General features: G+C 40.3%; 16 protein-coding genes and 3 rRNA genes (1 of these 19 running past the window's edge). 1 reads left to right on the top strand and 18 read right to left on the bottom strand.

Annotated elements, in window-relative coordinates; all coding sequences use genetic code 11:
• Positions 1 to 26: 26 nt before the first annotated feature.
• The 5 genes from rsmA to metG form a co-directional block, all read right to left on the bottom strand.
• Entirely contained in the window at positions 27 to 914 is an 888-nt protein-coding gene (gene rsmA, locus AC0VXV_RS00340) for a 16S rRNA (adenine(1518)-N(6)/adenine(1519)-N(6))-dimethyltransferase RsmA (RefSeq protein WP_475529878.1), read from the bottom strand.
• On the bottom strand, positions 907 to 1,470 hold the full coding sequence (rnmV, locus tag AC0VXV_RS00335; RefSeq protein WP_475529877.1) for a ribonuclease M5: 564 nt from the start codon (positions 1,468 to 1,470) through the stop codon (positions 907 to 909). Before rnmV ends, rsmA begins: the two co-directional genes overlap by 8 nt.
• 406 nt (positions 1,471 to 1,876) lie before the next feature.
• Entirely contained in the window at positions 1,877 to 3,076 is a 1,200-nt protein-coding gene (locus tag AC0VXV_RS00330) for a ubiquitin-like domain-containing protein (RefSeq protein WP_475529876.1), read from the bottom strand.
• A 213-nt stretch (positions 3,077 to 3,289) separates the two neighbouring features.
• A complete protein-coding gene (locus AC0VXV_RS00325) occupies positions 3,290 to 4,063 on the bottom strand; it encodes a TatD family hydrolase (RefSeq protein ID WP_475529875.1) in 774 nt (257 codons plus the stop codon).
• Between the two features lie 250 nt (positions 4,064 to 4,313).
• Entirely contained in the window at positions 4,314 to 6,275 is a 1,962-nt protein-coding gene (gene metG, locus AC0VXV_RS00320) for a methionine--tRNA ligase (protein WP_475529874.1), read from the bottom strand.
• Positions 6,276 to 6,617: 342 nt separating this feature from the next.
• On the opposite strand from metG, the gene AC0VXV_RS00315 reads away from it, so the two are divergent.
• Positions 6,618 to 6,896, top strand: a complete 279-nt coding sequence (locus AC0VXV_RS00315; protein WP_285848974.1) for an AbrB/MazE/SpoVT family DNA-binding domain-containing protein — start codon at positions 6,618 to 6,620, stop codon at positions 6,894 to 6,896.
• A 115-nt stretch (positions 6,897 to 7,011) separates the two neighbouring features.
• Here AC0VXV_RS00315 and rsmI read toward each other — a convergent pair whose 3' ends face one another.
• From rsmI to AC0VXV_RS00250, 13 genes are all read right to left on the bottom strand, one after another.
• Positions 7,012 to 7,884, bottom strand: coding sequence for a 16S rRNA (cytidine(1402)-2'-O)-methyltransferase (gene rsmI / locus AC0VXV_RS00310; protein ID WP_475529873.1), 873 nt, complete (start codon positions 7,882 to 7,884; stop codon positions 7,012 to 7,014).
• A complete protein-coding gene (locus AC0VXV_RS00305) occupies positions 7,865 to 8,143 on the bottom strand; it encodes a GIY-YIG nuclease family protein (RefSeq protein WP_475529872.1) in 279 nt (92 codons plus the stop codon). The genes rsmI and AC0VXV_RS00305 overlap by 20 nt, the downstream gene beginning before the upstream one ends.
• Entirely contained in the window at positions 8,127 to 8,876 is a 750-nt protein-coding gene (locus AC0VXV_RS00300) for a tRNA1(Val) (adenine(37)-N6)-methyltransferase (protein ID WP_475529871.1), read from the bottom strand. Before AC0VXV_RS00300 ends, AC0VXV_RS00305 begins: the two co-directional genes overlap by 17 nt.
• Positions 8,877 to 8,964: 88 nt before the next feature.
• Positions 8,965 to 9,324 carry a DNA replication initiation control protein YabA gene (yabA, locus tag AC0VXV_RS00295; protein ID WP_079523146.1) on the bottom strand — a complete coding sequence of 120 codons (360 nt, stop codon included), beginning with the start codon at positions 9,322 to 9,324 and terminating at the stop codon, positions 8,965 to 8,967.
• A gap of 23 nt (positions 9,325 to 9,347) precedes the next feature.
• The gene (locus AC0VXV_RS00290; RefSeq protein ID WP_008408311.1) at positions 9,348 to 10,163 is read right to left on the bottom strand and encodes a PSP1 domain-containing protein; all 816 of its coding nucleotides are present in this window, start codon (positions 10,161 to 10,163) and stop codon (positions 9,348 to 9,350) included.
• Positions 10,156 to 11,178 carry a DNA polymerase III subunit delta' gene (gene holB, locus AC0VXV_RS00285; RefSeq protein ID WP_475529870.1) on the bottom strand — a complete coding sequence of 341 codons (1,023 nt, stop codon included), beginning with the start codon at positions 11,176 to 11,178 and terminating at the stop codon, positions 10,156 to 10,158. The genes AC0VXV_RS00290 and holB overlap by 8 nt, the downstream gene beginning before the upstream one ends.
• 104 nt (positions 11,179 to 11,282) lie before the next feature.
• On the bottom strand, positions 11,283 to 11,723 hold the full coding sequence (locus tag AC0VXV_RS00280; protein WP_475529869.1) for a YaaR family protein: 441 nt from the start codon (positions 11,721 to 11,723) through the stop codon (positions 11,283 to 11,285).
• 135 nt (positions 11,724 to 11,858) lie between these two features.
• Positions 11,859 to 12,188, bottom strand: a complete 330-nt coding sequence (locus AC0VXV_RS00275; protein ID WP_079523149.1) for a cyclic-di-AMP receptor — start codon at positions 12,186 to 12,188, stop codon at positions 11,859 to 11,861.
• A gap of 69 nt (positions 12,189 to 12,257) precedes the next feature.
• Entirely contained in the window at positions 12,258 to 12,887 is a 630-nt protein-coding gene (gene tmk / locus AC0VXV_RS00270; RefSeq protein ID WP_475529868.1) for a dTMP kinase, read from the bottom strand.
• Positions 12,888 to 12,907: 20 nt separating this feature from the next.
• Positions 12,908 to 14,329, bottom strand: coding sequence for an aminotransferase class I/II-fold pyridoxal phosphate-dependent enzyme (locus AC0VXV_RS00265; RefSeq protein ID WP_475529867.1), 1,422 nt, complete (start codon positions 14,327 to 14,329; stop codon positions 12,908 to 12,910).
• Positions 14,330 to 14,641: 312 nt separating this feature from the next.
• Positions 14,642 to 14,757 (bottom strand): 5S ribosomal RNA (gene rrf, locus AC0VXV_RS00260).
• A 186-nt stretch (positions 14,758 to 14,943) separates the two neighbouring features.
• Positions 14,944 to 17,872, bottom strand: a 23S ribosomal RNA gene (locus AC0VXV_RS00255).
• Positions 17,873 to 18,105: 233 nt separating this feature from the next.
• Positions 18,106 to 18,142: ribosomal RNA gene (locus AC0VXV_RS00250) — 16S ribosomal RNA — on the bottom strand (it continues 1,520 nt past the right edge of the window).
• Together the 16S, 23S and 5S rRNA genes form the textbook arrangement of a ribosomal RNA operon.

The raw sequence follows: 18,142 nt of genomic DNA, 5'->3' as shown, positions 1-18,142 counted from the left end.
TAAAATTTTTTGATGTGATATTCTCTTTATTGTCGTACACAAAAGTGAGGATATAAGCAGTCTGCTAATTTGCCAAATTCTTGAATTGACAATGTTTCACCACGACGTGATGGTTCAATTCCGGCTTCTTCTAATGCTTGAAGGATAAGCTCTTTATTTTGCTTACCATTAACAAGTCCGTTTTGTAAATTATTTAAAATTGTTTTACGACGTTGTGCAAACGAAGCACGGGATACTTCAAATAAGAAGTCCTCGTCAATTACTTTCACCGGAGGATTTTCATGTTTGATTAAGCGGATTACTGCCGAATCCACATTTGGCTGCGGCATAAATACCGTTTTCGGTACAACCATTGCGATTTCCGCTGTTACGTAATACTGAATTGCAATTGATAAAGAGCCATATGCCTTCGTACCCGGTTTTGCGGTAATACGGTCCGCTACTTCCTTCTGCATCATCACGACAAAGCCGCGAATCGGTAAACGATCATTTAAAAGCTTCATTAAGATCGGTGTTGTCACATAATAAGGTAAATTAGCCACGACCATAATATCTCCAATACCTGGCATTTCTTCCTCGATTACTTGTGCGACATCCGCTTTTAAAATATCTGAATGGACAATCTTCACATTATCATAAGGACTTAATGTATCCTCCAGAACAGGTAAAAGGCGTTGATCGATTTCAAACGATACGACTTTTTTTGCTTCGCGGGCTAAATGTTCTGTCAATGCACCTATCCCAGGTCCAACTTCAATCGCTCCACTATTTTCTGTTAAATTAGCGTGACTGACGATATTACGTAAAATGTTCGGGTCGATTAAAAAGTTTTGTCCTAAGCTCTTTTTGAATGAAAATCCGTATTTTTCTAAAATTTCTTTTGTACGTACCGGTGTAGCAATGTCTTTATGCATGCGTATCCTCCTGATCTAATTGCGAAATTGCTTCTGCAAACTGCTCGATTGTTATTTGAAACATCATCAATCGTTTATGAAGCTGTTTACCATTTGTCATTCCTATATTTAAAATTTCCCCTAACTGATCCCGACGTTTTTTTGATTGCGGGTGTCCGATCAGTTTAGCTGTCATTAAATCTTCCAATGTAATTCTTTCTTCAATTTGGGAATCCGCCAATGTATAAACATTGCTTAATGCTTCACGGATATCCTCATTATTTGCGTGTTCAATCCCTAAACTTTTGCCGTTCTTGGCAATTGTTTTCGCCTTTGCTAAAAACGCATGCTTCACACCTGGTACCCGCTCTTCTATAATTGCGCGAATACGGCGGCCCGGGTAATCAGGGTCCGTAAATACAATGACGCCTCTCTTTTTCTGGGCATGTGCAATACGGCGCAGTACTTCATCCGAGATTGCAGAACCGTTTGTTTCTATAGTATCTGCTCCTGTCGCACGCTTAATCGCTGTTGTATCGTCTTTTCCTTCAACAACAATAATCTCTTGTATATCCAAGAAACGTTCCTCATTTCTAACTTAGTCTTTCGCTATTTTACCATAGATTGCACTTTGTTACCGCTGTGCTAACTTCAATGAAAAAAGCTCCCTCGCCATCAGTCAAAAAGCGAGAAAGCCGATATACATTTTGGATTATTGATTAAATAACACAACTGAATATCAATTACACCTCGGCGTAATTGATATTCAAATTTTTAGGCATACATCATGCGGGTCAGTCAGCCGTTGTCCCTTTAGAAAGTCTATGACACCTGCCAAGGAGCTCCCCTACATTCAGCAGGCGTTTGAAAACCCAGCTGAAACGAACAGAACAAGCATTCATCACCCAAATAAAAGGTGAATGTTCTCTGTCCTTGCTGCTATTCTTTCGGTATAAAAAGAATTTGCTGCATGGAGATAAAATTTAGTTCAGTACTTTAATACGTACTTTTTTACGCCCCCAACTTTTTGCTTTGGACGTTGTCGGTACTAAAACATCGATTTTTTTACCTTTTATAGCACCGCCTGTATCAGCAGCTACTGCATTCCCGTAGCCTTCAACCCATACTTTTTTTCCTAATGGAATAATTTTAGGGTCTACTGCAATGACCTTCATATCCGGATTTGCGCGCAGGTTAAGACCTGCTGCCGAAATACCTGAGCAGCCTGCACAATTTGGTGTATATGCTGTTGCTGTTACATAAAACTCTTTCCCTGAACTTGGTTCACTGGATCGGGAAACATTTGCAGTGACAACTTTTGTCCCTACAGATACAACTTTTGTTTTTGGTTTTTTAATTACTTTTTCAGAAGCAAGTTTTTTCGAAACGACTTTACCATTCTCTTTAACAATAGAGTATGTACGCTCTACCTTACCTTTTTTACCTTCTGAAACAACCTTTTCTTTGCCCTTTAATAAAGAAGAATCATTTTTCTTTTCAATTGCAAAATCTACTGATTCTTCCACTACATCGGTAACCTTTTCTACGCGAACAACTGCGATTTTATCATTTGGAGCGATAACTTCCTCCAAACCTTTCTCGACACGATCTGATTCACCTAATTGAACCTCTTGTTGTTTTAAAAAGTTAGCGACCGTAGTCGAAGTGGACCATACTTGTCTCTCTTTTTTGCCATCGACAAGCGTTAACTGAAACGCTTTTTGAATATCGATTTTGTTATCGGCTCCTACTTCTGTATCTAAGCTTTGTGATACAAGATCATGCTCTGTTACTTCAATATTTGCTTCTTCCAAAATGTTCTTCACTACATTTTCAGTTGTCCAAACTTTAGACTGATTTCCATCAACTGAAATTACTACTTCTTTTGCCTGTTCCCATTCTATTGACATTCCACTATCAATACTGGTACTCAGTGAGGGTGATACTTTATCATATTTTGTATAATCTATATTTTGAGCTGTAAGTAGCTCATCAACCGTAGTTGCGTGTGTATAAATTTTTGTGGTCTCTCCGTCAGCTGTTAACGTAACGGGAGTTTTAGTTCCGTGGTATAGAACAAATGCAATTACAGATACAAACAGGACTACAGAAAGAATTCGGACCCCTGTTTGCTTACTCCTCAATGATCCTAAGAACTGGCTTTTCATGGATTGATTTGACATGAAAATAACGCCTCCTTAATACAAAGTTGGATTATACGTACTAGTTTTCTTACTGTCAATAAAAAAGAATTTATCAAAAATTGGGCATTTTGCTTGAACTCGTACTGCAACTAGTATTGGAGGCGACTTTTCATCATGAACCTTTTGCACTTTAAAAAACAATCTTAACGTAAAAATCCGCAATGAATTTCTACCATTATTTTGACGATTTCATTATTGAATTTTAAAAAAGCGCTTTGCATTTTCCGTTGTTTTATTAGCAACTTCTTCCACAGGCAATTCTTTCAGACGGGCAATCTCCTCTGCCACCAATGTAACGAATGCCGGCTCATTTCGTTTTCCTCGAAATGGATGTGGGGCTAAATAAGGCGCATCTGTTTCTATGAGCAAATGCTCCAGCGGAATTTCTGCCGCGACTTCTTTTGGCTGACGTGCATTTTTAAATGTTACCGGTCCTCCAAGACTAATCATGAAATTCATGTTTATGCATTCGCGAGCTGTTTCAACACTACCGCCGAAACAATGCATAATCCCGCCAACAACTGCTGCGTCTTCCTCTTGTAGAATTCGCACAACATCTCCTGTTGCATCGCGATTATGAATAATAATTGGTAATTCGAGTTTTTTAGCCAATTGGATCTGCTTACGGAACCAATACTGTTGAACATCTTTTGGAGATTTATCCCAGTAATAATCCAGTCCTGTCTCACCAATCCCGACAACTTTAGGGTGCTTTGCCAGGTCTTCGATCCAGTTCAAATACTCATCTGTACAATCAACTGCATCTACCGGGTGCCAACCAATTACTGCATAAATAAAATCGTAATCCTCTACTAGTTGCATCGCACGCTCTATCGTTTTTTTGTCAAAGCCGATGACAACCATCTTTTCAACGTTGGCTTCAATAGCACGGTCAATTACTTCCTGTAAATCTTCATCATACTGATCTGCGTTTAAATGGACATGTGTATCTATAAATGTGCTCATATTCATTTCTCCTATCGTGTATTGTACTCATAGATCATATTTCTTAGTTTTCAGTATTATTACATATAGATTACAAAATACAAATTTATTATTGTTTAAGCGTTAAAAATTGGGATATAAGGTGCCAAAAAACCACTAAACATCCTTTTTCAACCATATATAAATTATATTAAGATAGTTTTATATATATTATTTGTAAAATAATGAAAAAGTCTGCTGAACTTTTCCGGTCCAACAGACTCTTTCCCAATTACTTCACTTGTGCGCCATTTGCTAATTTCGGATCAACAGTAGCCAACGTTAAAACTCCATCATGTGAGCCTGCTAAAATCATCCCTTGCGATAATTCGCCGCGTAATGTAACAGGTTTCAAATTGGCCACGACAATTACCTTTTTACCGATAAGTTCTTCCGGTTTATAATGTTCTGCAATGCCTGATACAACTTGACGTTGTTCATAACCTAAATCAACTTGCAGCTTTAATAATTTCTTGGCTTTTGCTACTGGTTCACATGCCAATACTGTCGCAACACGTAAATCCACTTTCATGAAATCATCAATTGTAATTTCTTCTGTATCCGGTACTTCAACTGTTGGCGTTTCTTCTTCCTGTACTGTTTTAACAGAGCTTTGCATTTGTTCACGAATGTAAGCTACTTCCACTTCTGTATCAAGACGCGGGAAGATCGGTGTTCCTTTTTCCGCAACTTTTATGTTTTTCGGAATAACATTACTGAATGTTTCAATTGTGTCCCATTGTAATGATTTTTCATCAAGACCTAATTGTTCAATAATTTGTTTTGGCGCATTTGTCATAAATGGCTGAATCATAACTGCAATATGACGTAAGCTCTCTGCCAAATTATTCATTACAGCAGCAAGTTTGTTTTTGTCGGCTTCCTCTTTTGCCAATACCCAAGGAGATGTTTCATCGATATATTTATTCGTACGAGAAACTAAAGACCATAATTCAGAAAGTACGACACTAAACTGCATTTTTTCCATACTTTCTTCATATCTAATACGTACACTTTCAGCATGCTCTTTTAATGCTGCATCAAATTGTGTCGCTTCCAAGTTTTCAGTAGGAATTACCCCATCGAAATACTTGTTCATCATTGAAACTGTTCTGTTTAAAAGGTTTCCTAAATCATTTGCCAAATCGAAGTTTGTACGCTCGACGAATGATTCAGGTGAAAATACGCCATCTTGACCAAATGGCAGCTCACGCAATAGGAAATATCGTGTTGCATCCAAACCGTATCGCTCGATCAACATTTCCGGATACACGACATTACCTTTAGATTTCGACATTTTTCCGTCTTTCATCATAATGAAACCGTGTGCAAAAATTTTCTTTGGTAATGGTAAGTCCAATGCCATTAAGAAAATCGGCCAATAAATTGTATGGAAACGAACAATATCTTTCCCTACTACATGGACATCTGCCGGCCAATATTTATTGAATAGCTCTTCATTGTCAGAACCGTATCCTAAAGAAGTTATATAATTCGATAATGCATCTACCCATACGTAAATAACATGTTTCGGATTCCCTGGTACTTTTATTCCCCAGTCAAATGATGTACGGGAAACAGATAAATCTTCCAGACCCGGTTTAATGAAGTTATTGATCATTTCATTTTTACGAGATTCCGGCTCGATAAACTCTAAATTATTTTCATAATAAGCAAGTAAGCGGTCCGAGTATTTCTTCATATTAAAGAAATATGACTCTTCCTTTACTTTTTGCACATCTCGCCCACAATCCGGGCATTTTCCATCGACTAATTGCGTCTCAGTATAATAAGACTCACAAGGTACACAATAAAGTCCTTCATACTCGCCTTTGTAAATGTCACCGTTGTCTAAAAATTTCTGGAAAATTTTCTCTACAGAATCTTTATGTCGCGATTCAGTGGTTTGAATAAAGTCATTATAGGAAATATCCATAGTATTCCATAATTTTTTGGCGCCTTCTGCAATTTCATTTACATAATCTTGTGGATGCATATTAGCTTCTTGTGCTTTTTCCTGAATCTTTTGTCCGTGCTCATCCATGCCTGTTAAAAAACGAACATCAAATCCTTTTAGACGCTTATATCGCGCTATTGCATCAGATGCAACTGTCGTATATGCAGTACCGATATGGAACTTTCCACTCGGGTAATAAATTGGGGTTGTTATATAGAATGTTTGTTGTTCACTCACGAAAGTGCCTCCATTTGTTTGTTAAGTATAAGTCTTATTCTAACGAAGTACGAAAATTGTTTCAATGAAAGTTTATTGGATTTAAGATTTGTCGAATAATCTTAACTAAATCTTGGTAATTACTTAAATCATTCCGACTATTCTAAATATTCCATGGTAAAATTTTTTTATAATTTCCTTAAAAAGTACAAATATGACAAAAAAGTTTCCTAAACGAAGGAAATATGAATGCTAAATTATTGACGTTTATGGTATTAATTGTTATGATTTTAACTAGATCAGGATGAATGTCGAATTTTGACGAATTTAAATAACTTTTCTTATATAGGAGGAAATATTAATATGAAATCAACAGGTATCGTACGTAAAGTAGACGAATTAGGACGTGTAGTAATTCCAATCGAATTACGCCGTACATTAGGTATTGCTGAAAAAGACGCTTTAGAAATCTATGTGGACGACGACAAAATCATCTTAAAAAAATACATGCCTAACATGACATGTGCAGTAACTGGTGAAGTTTCTGATGAAAACATGCGTTTAGTAGGCGGTAAATTAATCTTGTCTTCTGAAGGTGCAGAAGCATTAGTGAAAGAAATTCAAGAAAACTTAAAAAAATAATATCACTTATTTAAACAACTGAAGCGGTTACGCGTTCACTAGTTTATGTAAAGTAAAGTATTATTTTACCAAATATAAAAAGCGTTGAAAAGTATGATGACTTTTCAACGCTTTTTTATTGGTGATACGCCTGGTAAACGTCACGTTTTGGTATGTTTCGCAATTTGGCTACTTCTTTAATTGCTTCTTTTGAAGATAATTGAGTTTCTTCTATTATATAAGTAACATGCTCATCCAATGACATTGTTGTCCAGTAAGCATCTTCGTCATCTTCAGTTTCACCGGAAGTATTTCCTTCCAGCACGATACAGAACTCCCCGCGAATTTCATTTTCACTTGCCCAAATGATCGCTTCTTCTATTGTGCCTCGCAAAAACTCTTCAAATTTCTTCGTTAATTCCCGTGCCAGTGTAATTTTGCGGTCACCTAATACGAGCTGTAAGTCTTTCAATGTCTCCTTTAAACGATGTGGTGCTTCATAAAAAATCAGTGTCTCTTCTCGCTTCGACAATTTTTCCAGCTGTTCTCTGCGTTCCTTTTTACTTCGTTTTAAAAAGCCGAAGAAATAAAACGGCTGTGGAGAAAGACCGGATGCAATTAAAGCAGTTAACGCGGCATTGGCTCCAGGGATTGGTACGACAGCAAATCCTTCAGCAATTGCTTTTACGACAATATCTGCACCAGGATCAGAAATACAAGGCAAACCTGCATCGCTTACTAATGCAATGGATTTTCCTTCTTGTAAATAGCCTAGCAGTTTCTCGCCGCCTACTTCAATATTATGCTCATGGTAACTAATAAGCGGTGTTTGAATATCGAAATAATTACATAGCTTTTTCGTATTGCGGGTATCTTCTGCAGCAATAATATCGACTTCTTTTAAAATACGCAGTGCACGCATCGTCATATCTTCTAAATTGCCAATTGGTGTTGCTACTAAGTATAGACAGCTCCCTTGTTCATGCTGGCTACTTTTTTGTGAATTCATCTGTAGCACTCCTTATATACTTTATTTTTTGGGGACGCTTTAGTTGTTTAAATGCATATTCAGCGGACATTGCCTGCTGTTTTGTTTCAAATGTCTCAAAATAAATACACGTTACTGGTACTCGTGCTCGTGTATATTTTGCCCCTTTACCTGCATTATGTGTTGCAATTCGCTTCTCTAAATTATTCGTATAGCCTGCATATAGTGTAGCATCACTGCACTCTAACACATAAAAGTAATGTTTAGTTTCCTTCTCCATATAAAAGTGCCCTCACTTCTGGCGTATACTCATTATTATCCTCATATACGTACAATGGTGGCAAAACTTTTAAGTCCGGCTTGCCGTCTTTAATTGCTTCAATCAGTAATGTATTCGCTTCTTTCCCGCGTTTTGGATAAACAAACTGAATGCGCTTTGGCTCCAGCCGATTTGCGCGCATCGCACTTACAATATCCAAAAGCCTGCCTGGTCGGTGTACAAAGGCCGCCTTTCCGCCTTGTTTTAATAGACGGCTTGTTGCTTCGATTGCCTCATCAAGCGTTAAATACAGCTCATGCCTAGCAATCGCATAATGCTCGCTCGTATTTTTTTCGCTCAACTCATGCGCCAAAAAATAAGGAGGATTACATGTCACAACATCATATTGTTCAATACCAAGTGTTCCAGGTGCATCTTTCACATCACCAAGCTGCATGTCGATCTGTTGTGCCAAGTTATTGTATGCAATACTCCGTGTTGCCATATCATGCAACCGCGGCTGTAATTCTACACCTGTAATTTTTGCATTTGTCCGCGCACTCAAAAAGAGCGGGATTACCCCATTGCCTGAACATAAATCAATAATATGTCCTTTACTTTTCGGGACTTGTACAAATCGCGCCAGTAATACTGCATCTAATGAGAACGAAAAGACGGATGGGCTTTGAATAATTCGTAAATCTTCCGCCAGTAAATAATCTAATCGCTCATCATCCTTCAACCATTGTTCCACTATTAAATCCTCCACTTAACTGCTATTTTAATCAGTCTTTTCTAAACAAAAGACTGATATCTACTTTAGCAGATTCAGCCTTTTGTTTTTAACCATTTTGTTTATTTAAAAATGATAGACAGAACAAACAATCTTCACCTTTACGTGAGCTTCCAAAATGCACGTGACATACATGGAAACCTTCATTATAAAGCCTTGCTAAATTATCGTACCCTTCGCCAATATCTACTGGTTCTTTTTTCAGCTCTTCTACTCGTTTACTTGCAGTTGCTTCATTCGCTAATAGTTCTTCTAAGCGCGTACGTAGGTGAAGGTTTTCTGTTTGAAGCGTCTGATGCTCCTCCATCATATGCGCAACAAATTGCTTAAGTGCGCTAAATTGCTGTTGCATTGATTCAAGCTGTTGTTCGAACTCCATAACAGTATCCAAAAAATTACGGTCCTTCACTCAAGCCACCCCATTAATTCTATCTATATCAGATTTTTCTCATATTGCATAAGCTCTTCAAGCGTATATTCAACCATACGCTCCTGCTTCGTCAAATATACTTGAATGAGTCGCTCTAATACATTTAATCCGACGACTTTGCCTTCGCCTTCTGGTGTCATTGATAAATCACCGATGTCTGGCATGCCTTCTTTTGCAATTTCATAATCATCATTTTCGTATTTTAGACAACACATTAAACGTCCGCATAACCCGGAGATTTTTGTCGGATTCAGCGATAAATTCTGGTCCTTTGCCATTTTAATCGACACAGGTTCAAAATCACCTAAAAATGTCGAACAGCAAAGCATTCTTCCACATGGACCAATTCCGCCAAGCAGTTTCGCTTCATCGCGAACACCAATTTGACGTAGCTCGATTCGCGTACGGAATACACTAGCTAAATCCTTTACTAATTCCCGGAAATCTACACGCCCTTCTGCTGTAAAATAAAAAATAATTTTATTGCGATCAAATGTATATTCAACGTCAACGAGCTTCATATCCAACGAATGCTCAACAATTTTCGTATTCGCTAATTCAAATGCACGTTTTGACTCAATAGTATTTTCTTCTACCTGGAAACGATCACGTTCATCGGCTGGTCGAACTACTTGTTTTAATGGTAAAACAACATCATTCTCCCCGACTTGTCGCATTGGTACAACGACTTTGCCATATTCAATTCCCCGAGCAGTTTCAACAATTACATATTCGCCAACTTCCAAAATATAAGCGGCTGGATCAAAATAATATATTTTACCCGCTTTTTTAAAGCGAACTCCGACTACATTATACAAATGTATACCCCTCCTGAAGATTCAGCATAAGCTGTTCCATCAATAACGTACGATTCATATTACGATTTAAATTTGTTCGGGCCTGCAAAATAGACTGCATTTGGCGTGACAGCTTTTCATATGTCAATACGAGTGCCATATCATTAAATCGTTGATACATATCGGGATACGTGCACTTTGCTTGCTGGTTCGCTTTAATCGCTACAATATCACGGTAAGCAAACAGCAGCAAATCCAGTGCTAGCTCCATATCTTCTTTTTCTTTGAAAAGTGGAAGCCATTCTTCATGAATATATAATAGTGCTTCATGAACATTTTGATGAACAATCTCTACTAATTTTAACACTGTTTTTCGTGCAAGTACAAATTGCTCATCATTTGCAAGTGCAATAGCTGTTTCAAGATCATTTGTCACCATGGTTGTTGTCGATGCCATTGAATTTGTAATTCCCTTTTCTACCAGCTGATCCATCAGTGTAGTACGAGGCGCTTTAGCAAATTTAATATGCTGACAACGAGAACGAATTGTCGGAATGATAGATTGGATTTGCTCGGTTAATAAAATCGCCACGACCTGTCCGTCCGGCTCTTCTAAAAACTTTAAAAGCATATTAGCAGAAGCAATATTTAGTTTATCTGCATGATGAAGCACATAAATTTTCTTGCCTTCCTCTACACCTGTCATCTTCATTTCAGCAACTAAATCTCTTATTTGATCAATTTTAATAAATTGTCCATCAGGTTCTACTTGCCAAATATTCGGGTGATTTCCCGAATCGACTCGTCTGCAATTTCGACATGTTTCACATGGAACATTTTCTGACAAATTTCCGCAAAGAAGAAGTTTCATAAAAAAAGAGACGACATCTCGTTTACCCGTACCTTTTTCACCTTCAAATATATAGGCATGTGCTAAACGATTTTTATCTACAATTGTTTGTAATTGCTTCATCACTACAGGTTGCAGCTTCGTAAGCTCTTCAATAGTTCGTGTCAATTCCCTCACCTTTTTCATTTCCGCTTCTATTTATTTGAATGCCCCTATGTACAATTCAAACAATATATTTTCTGCTTGGAAAAATGCCCGTGTCTAGTGCACAACAAAGACACGGGCATTTTTTACATATACAGATTTATTAAAAGTCCCTTAATCTCGCCAATTTTCGCTAATAACTCAATAGACTCTTTTTCTTCATTTAAAATATCTTCTGCCAATTCGACAAGACGCTCATCAATAGTTTCAACAATTTTTAAGCGGCGACCTTCTCCAAAACGGTTCCATGTATGTGATTGCTTCGTCTCAAGTCCATAATCTACTGCTTCCTGTAAAAAACGTTTCACAAGCATTTTAAAGCGTGCTAATTCACGTAAATTCCGTGATCGTGCTACTCGGTCTCCCGCTGTAGATATATCACCCATTAATCTTGTGAGCTGCTCTGACTGCATTTTCGACTCTTGCTTTACAATCATGTCACCAAAGCGATTTCCGTTTTGATTTGCCGGACGCAAATCATTGCGATTCGCATTTAGATTTGTTCGGAGATCTTGATTAATCTTCATTTACCATTCGCCTCCAAGAAATAACGCCCCACTATACTTACTACCGAACTAGGCTTTATTAACGCAATAATGATGGCTGCGCAAATTTACCAATACCGACAGGGGCTTCAATTTCTTTCAGTCTGTTGAAAGAAATTAAAAATGATGGAATTGTTCGATTGGTAATACAAATACAATCGCTCCTCCAACTTCAACTTCAACAGGGTACGGGATGTAAGAATCTGCGTTACCCCCCATTGGAGATACAGGAGCAACCATTTGCTCACGTGATCGGCAGTTTTCACGAATAATATCTAATAACTTTGGAATTAAAGAATCATCCGTACCTATTAAAAATGTCGTATTCCCCGATCGTAAAAACCCACCTGTACTCGCTAATTTTGTCGCACGATAGTTGTTTTTTGTTAATGCATTCGATAAGCGGTTGCTATCTTGATCTTGCACTACTGCTACTACTAACTTCATCCGTACTCACCCCTTCATTGAATTGGTTCCTCTATTATATCATAAATAAAAGGTACACTTCATTTACTTTTACCCTAATAACGGATTTAAAATCCCCCATACTTCTTCTATCACCATTTCAATAGACTGGTCGGCATTCACCATTTTAAAGCGATCAGGGTATCGTCTCATTGCTTCCTCGTACCCTTCATATACTTTTTTATGAAATACCATTCCTTCAGAATCTAATCGGTTAATTTCATCAGTGCGCGTCGCATGAATACGCGCCAATCCTTTTTCAGGTGCAATATTAAAGAAAATCGTTACATCCGGAAGTCGCTTTCCTATCGCAAATTCATTAATAGAAAGTACATCATCGACTCCGATTTCCCGTGCATAACCTTGATATGCCAATGACGAGTCAATAAACCGATCGCATAATACATGCTTTCCCTCTTCCAATGCAGGCGTAATTTTTTCATAGAAATGCTGTGCCCGCGCTGCAGCATATAATAATGCCTCTGTCCGCTCATGCATTTCTGTATGTGCCGGTTCTAAAATAACCGCCCGGATTTTCTCGGCGATTTCAATTCCGCCTGGCTCACGTGTTAGTAATGCCTCAATACGCTTTTCTTTTAAACGCTCGCCAATTGCCTTTAATACACTCGTTTTTCCGGCACCTTCCCCGCCTTCAAACGTAATAAATAAATTCCTTTGCATTTTTTATATTCTCCCTGCATCTATATTATGACTTGTATTAATTTCTCCTGTAATCGGTGATCTCCCTGGAATATTGCTCCGATAGCGAGTAGCTCCTCTACCTGACTAATTTGCGCTCCCGTAATTTTTTCACCTTGTACGAGTAATGGAATTCCAGGCGGATACGGAATAATTGTTGTAGCTGCAATTCGTCCAATAGCTCGCTTGTAGGGAATCCATTCTTTTTCTGCCCTCTCTATTTCCTCAAAGCTATACTCTGGTTGTGTAATCGCCATCGTTTCGAAGTTTTCAATTTTATTTGTATTTTTAATGCTGGGGAAGTTTTTTAAATGTGTATATACTTCTTTCATACGGTTACATAAATCCGTAATTGAATAAGAGTCTCCCTGCTTTAATAACGGTAAAATTAAAAGCACTTGTTTTGCATCTGCCAACTCTACATATACATGCATTTTTTCCAATGCTTCTTTTAATTGAAATCCTGTATAACCCGGAGCACGGACTAAGAGTTTTAATGAATCATTCCCTTCAACAACCTGTAAATCCGTTGCCATTGTCAAAGATTCAATAAATTGCTGGCGTTTCTCTATAAAATACGCATAATCAGCTTCCGTATAATTCGCCACATAACTTCTTGCATCGTCTAGGGAAGCTAATAATAAATACGATGGACTACTCGATTGTAACATACGTAAATAGCGGTTTACTTTCTGCTCGCTTACTAACGATGATTTCATATGTAAAAAGGAAGCCATTGTCATAGCAGGTAATGTTTTATGAGCAGACTGGACAACAACATCTGCACCTAGCTCCAATGCTGAAGCAGGCAGCTCCTCCGATACGGTTAAATGTGCACCATGTGCTTCATCAACTAGAACCGGAATCTTATATGCGTGGCACAATTCAATTTGTTCCGCTAAATCATTTGCTGTCACCCCGTAATAAGTCGGATACGTAAAAATAGCGGCTTTCGCATGGGGATAGCTCGCTACGGCTTGCTCTAATGTCTTTAGATCGACACAACCCGCTGTCTGACTTTTTATATCCCACTTTGGTGAAACATATACAGGATTCACTCCTACAAGTTCCAATGCATGAAAAATAGATTTATGTGCATTTCTTTGAACAAGTACTGTATCTCCTTTTTCACACGTTGCATAAATCATTGCCAAATTTCCAACTGTTGAACCATTCACTAAAAAGAAACTCCGACTCGCCCCATATGTAGATGCGAGGAGCTGCTCTGCCTGTTGAATAGCTTCTTCTGGATGATGGAAATCATCCAGCCCTGTCAGTTCGGTTACATCATATTTTAATGCCTGTTTAATTTCATTTGGCAAATTCGACAGCAACCCATTTTTATGCCCAGGCACATGAAAAGATTGCGGGTCATCCGCAACAAACTTTTTTAATGCTTGTACGATTGGTCGATCATTGTTCACCACGTTCACCTCATTTTCATTGTTCTTCTATTATAAGGCTCCTCCATCTTTCAGACCACCATTGACGCAATTAGTTACGCAGTTTTGTTAGCTAATAATAAATCCAATATTGAGTACTTAAAGTTCTTAAATGAATTACTACTTTCATCACAATCATTAATAAATGATCAGCCGTTGTAACGGCCCCTCGCTACAAATTCAACCACTTCCCTTGACCACAGTATAATTGTTACTGTCAGCATTGAAATAATACGTAATAAAAGTTTTTAAACAAAACAAAAAACCCACTGATTTCTCAGTGGGTTTACATGTGCGAAGCGACGTCCTACTCTCACAGGGGGAAGCCCCCAACTACCATCGGCGCTAAAGAGCTTAACTTCCGTGTTCGGTATGGGAACGGGTGTGACCTCTTTGCCATCATCACTTCACTATTATCGGCTTCCAATCCACGGCGCTATCCTTCGTCAACTTCCTTCGCTCTTTCAGTCACGTACTTAAGTACGCTCCTTCAATCACTCAGTCGTTTCCTCGACTAGCTTGTGTCTTGAAACCCTTGAAAAAATTTTCATTCTTTCAAAACTGGATAAACGTTTCATTGAATTGCGCAATAAAATGTGGTTAAGTCCTCGACCGATTAGTATTCGTCAGCTGCATGCGTCACCGCACTTCCACCTCGAACCTATCTACCTGATCGTCTTTCAGGGGTCTTACTTACTTGCGTAATGGGAAATCTCATCTTGAGGGGGGCTTCATGCTTAGATGCTTTCAGCACTTATCCCGTCCATACATAGCTACCCAGCGATGCCTTTGGCAAGACAACTGGTACACCAGCGGTATGTCCATCCCGGTCCTCTCGTACTAAGGACAGCTCCTCTCAAATTTCCTACGCCCACGACGGATAGGGACCGAACTGTCTCACGACGTTCTGAACCCAGCTCGCGTACCGCTTTAATGGGCGAACAGCCCAACCCTTGGGACCGACTACAGCCCCAGGATGCGATGAGCCGACATCGAGGTGCCAAACCTCCCCGTCGATGTGGACTCTTGGGGGAGATAAGCCTGTTATCCCCGGGGTAGCTTTTATCCGTTGAGCGATGGCCCTTCCATGCGGAACCACCGGATCACTAAGCCCGTCTTTCGACCCTGCTCGACTTGTAGGTCTCGCAGTCAAGCTCCCTTATGCCTTTACACTCTACGAATGATTTCCAACCATTCTGAGGGAACCTTTGGGCGCCTCCGTTACCTTTTAGGAGGCGACCGCCCCAGTCAAACTGTCCGCCTGACACTGTCTCCTACCCCGCTAAGGGGCATGGGTTAGAAGTTCAATACAACCAGGGTAGTATCCCACCGACGCCTCCTTCGAAGCTGGCGCTCCGAGATCTCTGGCTCCTACCTATCCTGTACAAGTTGTACCAAAATTCAATATCAGGCTACAGTAAAGCTCCACGGGGTCTTTCCGTCCTGTCGCGGGTAACCTGCATCTTCACAGGTACTATAATTTCACCGAGTCTCTCGTTGAGACAGTGCCCAGATCGTTACGCCTTTCGTGCGGGTCGGAACTTACCCGACAAGGAATTTCGCTACCTTAGGACCGTTATAGTTACGGCCGCCGTTTACTGGGGCTTCAATTCACAGCTTCGCTTGCGCTAACCGCTCCTCTTAACCTTCCAGCACCGGGCAGGCGTCAGCCCCTATACGTCACCTTACGGTTTTGCAGAGACCTGTGTTTTTGCTAAACAGTCGCCTGGGCCTATTCACTGCGGCTTCTCTAGGCTATGCACCCAAAGAAGCACCCCTTCTCCCGAAGTTACGGGGTCATTTTGCCGAGTTCCTTAACGAGAGTTCTCTCGCACACCTTAGGATTCTCTCCTCGACTACCTGTGTCGGTTTGCGGTACGGGCACCTCTCACCTCGATAGAGGCTTTTCTTGGCAGTGTGAAATCAGGAACTTCGCTCATACGAGCTCGTCATCACAGCTCAACGTTAAAGTATGCGGATTTGCCTACATACACGCCTTACTGCTTGAACACGCGCAACCAACGGCGTGCTTACCCTATCCTACTGCGTCCCCCCATTTCTCAAACGGTGAGGAGGTGGTACAGGAATATCAACCTGTTGTCCATCGCCTACGCCTATCGGCCTCGGCTTAGGTCCCGACTAACCCTGAGCGGACGAGCCTTCCTCAGGAAACCTTAGTCATACGGTGCATGGGATTCTCACCCATGTTTCGCTACTCATACCGGCATTCTCACTTCTAACCGCTCCACCAGTCCTTCCGGTCTGACTTCAACGCTGTTAGAACGCTCTCCTACCACGCATACTCAAAGTATGCATCCACAGCTTCGGTGAATCGTTTAGCCCCGATACATTTTCGGCGCAGCGTCACTCGACCAGTGAGCTATTACGCACTCTTTAAATGATGGCTGCTTCTAAGCCAACATCCTGGTTGTCTAAGCAACGCCACATCCTTTTCCACTTAACGATTACTTGGGGACCTTAGCTGGTGGTCTGGGCTGTTTCCCTCTTGACTACGGATCTTATCACTCGCAGTCTGACTCCCGTGTATAAATATCCGGCATTCGGAGTTTGTCTGAATTCGGTAAAGCGAGATGCCCCCCTAGTCCAAACAGTGCTCTACCTCCGGTATTCTCAATCACGAGGCTAGCCCTAAAGCTATTTCGGAGAGAACCAGCTATCTCCAGGTTCGATTGGAATTTCTCCGCTACCCACACCTCATCCCCGCACTTTTCAACGTGCGTGGGTTCGGGCCTCCAGTGAGTGTTACCTCACCTTCACCCTGGACATGGGTAGATCACCTGGTTTCGGGTCTACGACCACGTACTAATTCGCCCTATTCAGACTCGCTTTCGCTGCGGCTCCGTCTTCTCAACTTAACCTCGCACGTAATCGTAACTCGCCGGTTCATTCTACAAAAGGCACGCTATCACCCATTAACGGGCTCTAACTACTTGTAGGCACACGGTTTCAGGATCTATTTCACTCCCCTTCCGGGGTGCTTTTCACCTTTCCCTCACGGTACTGGTTCACTATCGGTCACTAGGTAGTATTTAGCCTTGGGAGATGGTCCTCCCGGATTCCGACGGAATTTCACGTGTTCCGCCGTACTCAGGATCCACTCTGGAGGGAATGAACTTTTGACTACAGGGCTTTTACCTCGTTTCGCGGACCTTTCCAAGTCGCTTCGTCTAGTTCATTCTTTTGTAACTCCGTATAGAGTGTCCTACAACCCCAAAGAGCAAGCTCTTTGGTTTGGGCTCTTCCCGTTTCGCTCGCCGCTACTCAGGGAATCGAATTTTCTTTCTGTTCCTGCAGGTACTTAGATGTTTCAGTTCCCTGCGTCTGTCTTCAACACGCTATGAATTCACGTGAAGATACTATCCGATTAAAGATAGTGGGTTCCCCCATTCGGAAATCCCCGGATCAAAGCTTACTTACAGCTCCCCGAGGCATATCGGTGTTAGTGCCGTCCTTCATCGACTCCTAGTGCCAAGGCATCCACCGTGCGCCCTTATTAACTTAACCAAAAGTTAACACTTAGATCAGAGATCTAAGATTTAAGTTTACACGTCAATTGCTTGACTTGTTTAAAAATCTATAAAATAGAAATTTGATTTATTGCTTTCAATGTCGTTTTATCCAGTTTTCAAAGAACGAGTGTTTTGAAGTGTTCCATTCATTTAAGAATGAACCTTCAAAACTGAACAGCAACCGTTAATGTTTCATTCCCCAAGGGAATGATTCCGAAAAATCCTTAGAAAGGAGGTGATCCAGCCGCACCTTCCGATACGGCTA

The sequence above is a fragment of the Solibacillus sp. iso_87 genome (genome assembly GCF_056173085.1).
The sequence above is the reverse complement of the archived record's forward strand: the minus strand, read 5'-3'. Positions and strand labels throughout refer to the sequence as shown.

What these genes read in the sequence shown, in the direction of transcription:
- rsmA (WP_475529878.1), bottom strand. Translation starts at nt 914, where the DNA reads ATGCATAAAGACATTGCTACACCGGTACGTACAAAAGAAATTTTAGAA.
- AC0VXV_RS00330 (WP_475529876.1), bottom strand. Translation starts at nt 3,076, where the DNA reads ATGTCAAATCAATCCATGAAAAGCCAGTTCTTAGGATCATTGAGGAGT.
- AC0VXV_RS00325 (WP_475529875.1), bottom strand. Translation starts at nt 4,063, where the DNA reads ATGAGCACATTTATAGATACACATGTCCATTTAAACGCAGATCAGTAT.
- AC0VXV_RS00315 (WP_285848974.1), top strand. Translation starts at nt 6,618, where the DNA reads ATGAAATCAACAGGTATCGTACGTAAAGTAGACGAATTAGGACGTGTA.
- rsmI (WP_475529873.1), bottom strand. Translation starts at nt 7,884, where the DNA reads ATGAATTCACAAAAAAGTAGCCAGCATGAACAAGGGAGCTGTCTATAC.
- AC0VXV_RS00305 (WP_475529872.1), bottom strand. Translation starts at nt 8,143, where the DNA reads ATGGAGAAGGAAACTAAACATTACTTTTATGTGTTAGAGTGCAGTGAT.
- holB (WP_475529870.1), bottom strand. Translation starts at nt 11,178, where the DNA reads ATGAAAAAGGTGAGGGAATTGACACGAACTATTGAAGAGCTTACGAAG.
- AC0VXV_RS00280 (WP_475529869.1), bottom strand. Translation starts at nt 11,723, where the DNA reads ATGAAGATTAATCAAGATCTCCGAACAAATCTAAATGCGAATCGCAAT.
- AC0VXV_RS00275 (WP_079523149.1), bottom strand. Translation starts at nt 12,188, where the DNA reads ATGAAGTTAGTAGTAGCAGTAGTGCAAGATCAAGATAGCAACCGCTTA.
- tmk (WP_475529868.1), bottom strand. Translation starts at nt 12,887, where the DNA reads ATGCAAAGGAATTTATTTATTACGTTTGAAGGCGGGGAAGGTGCCGGA.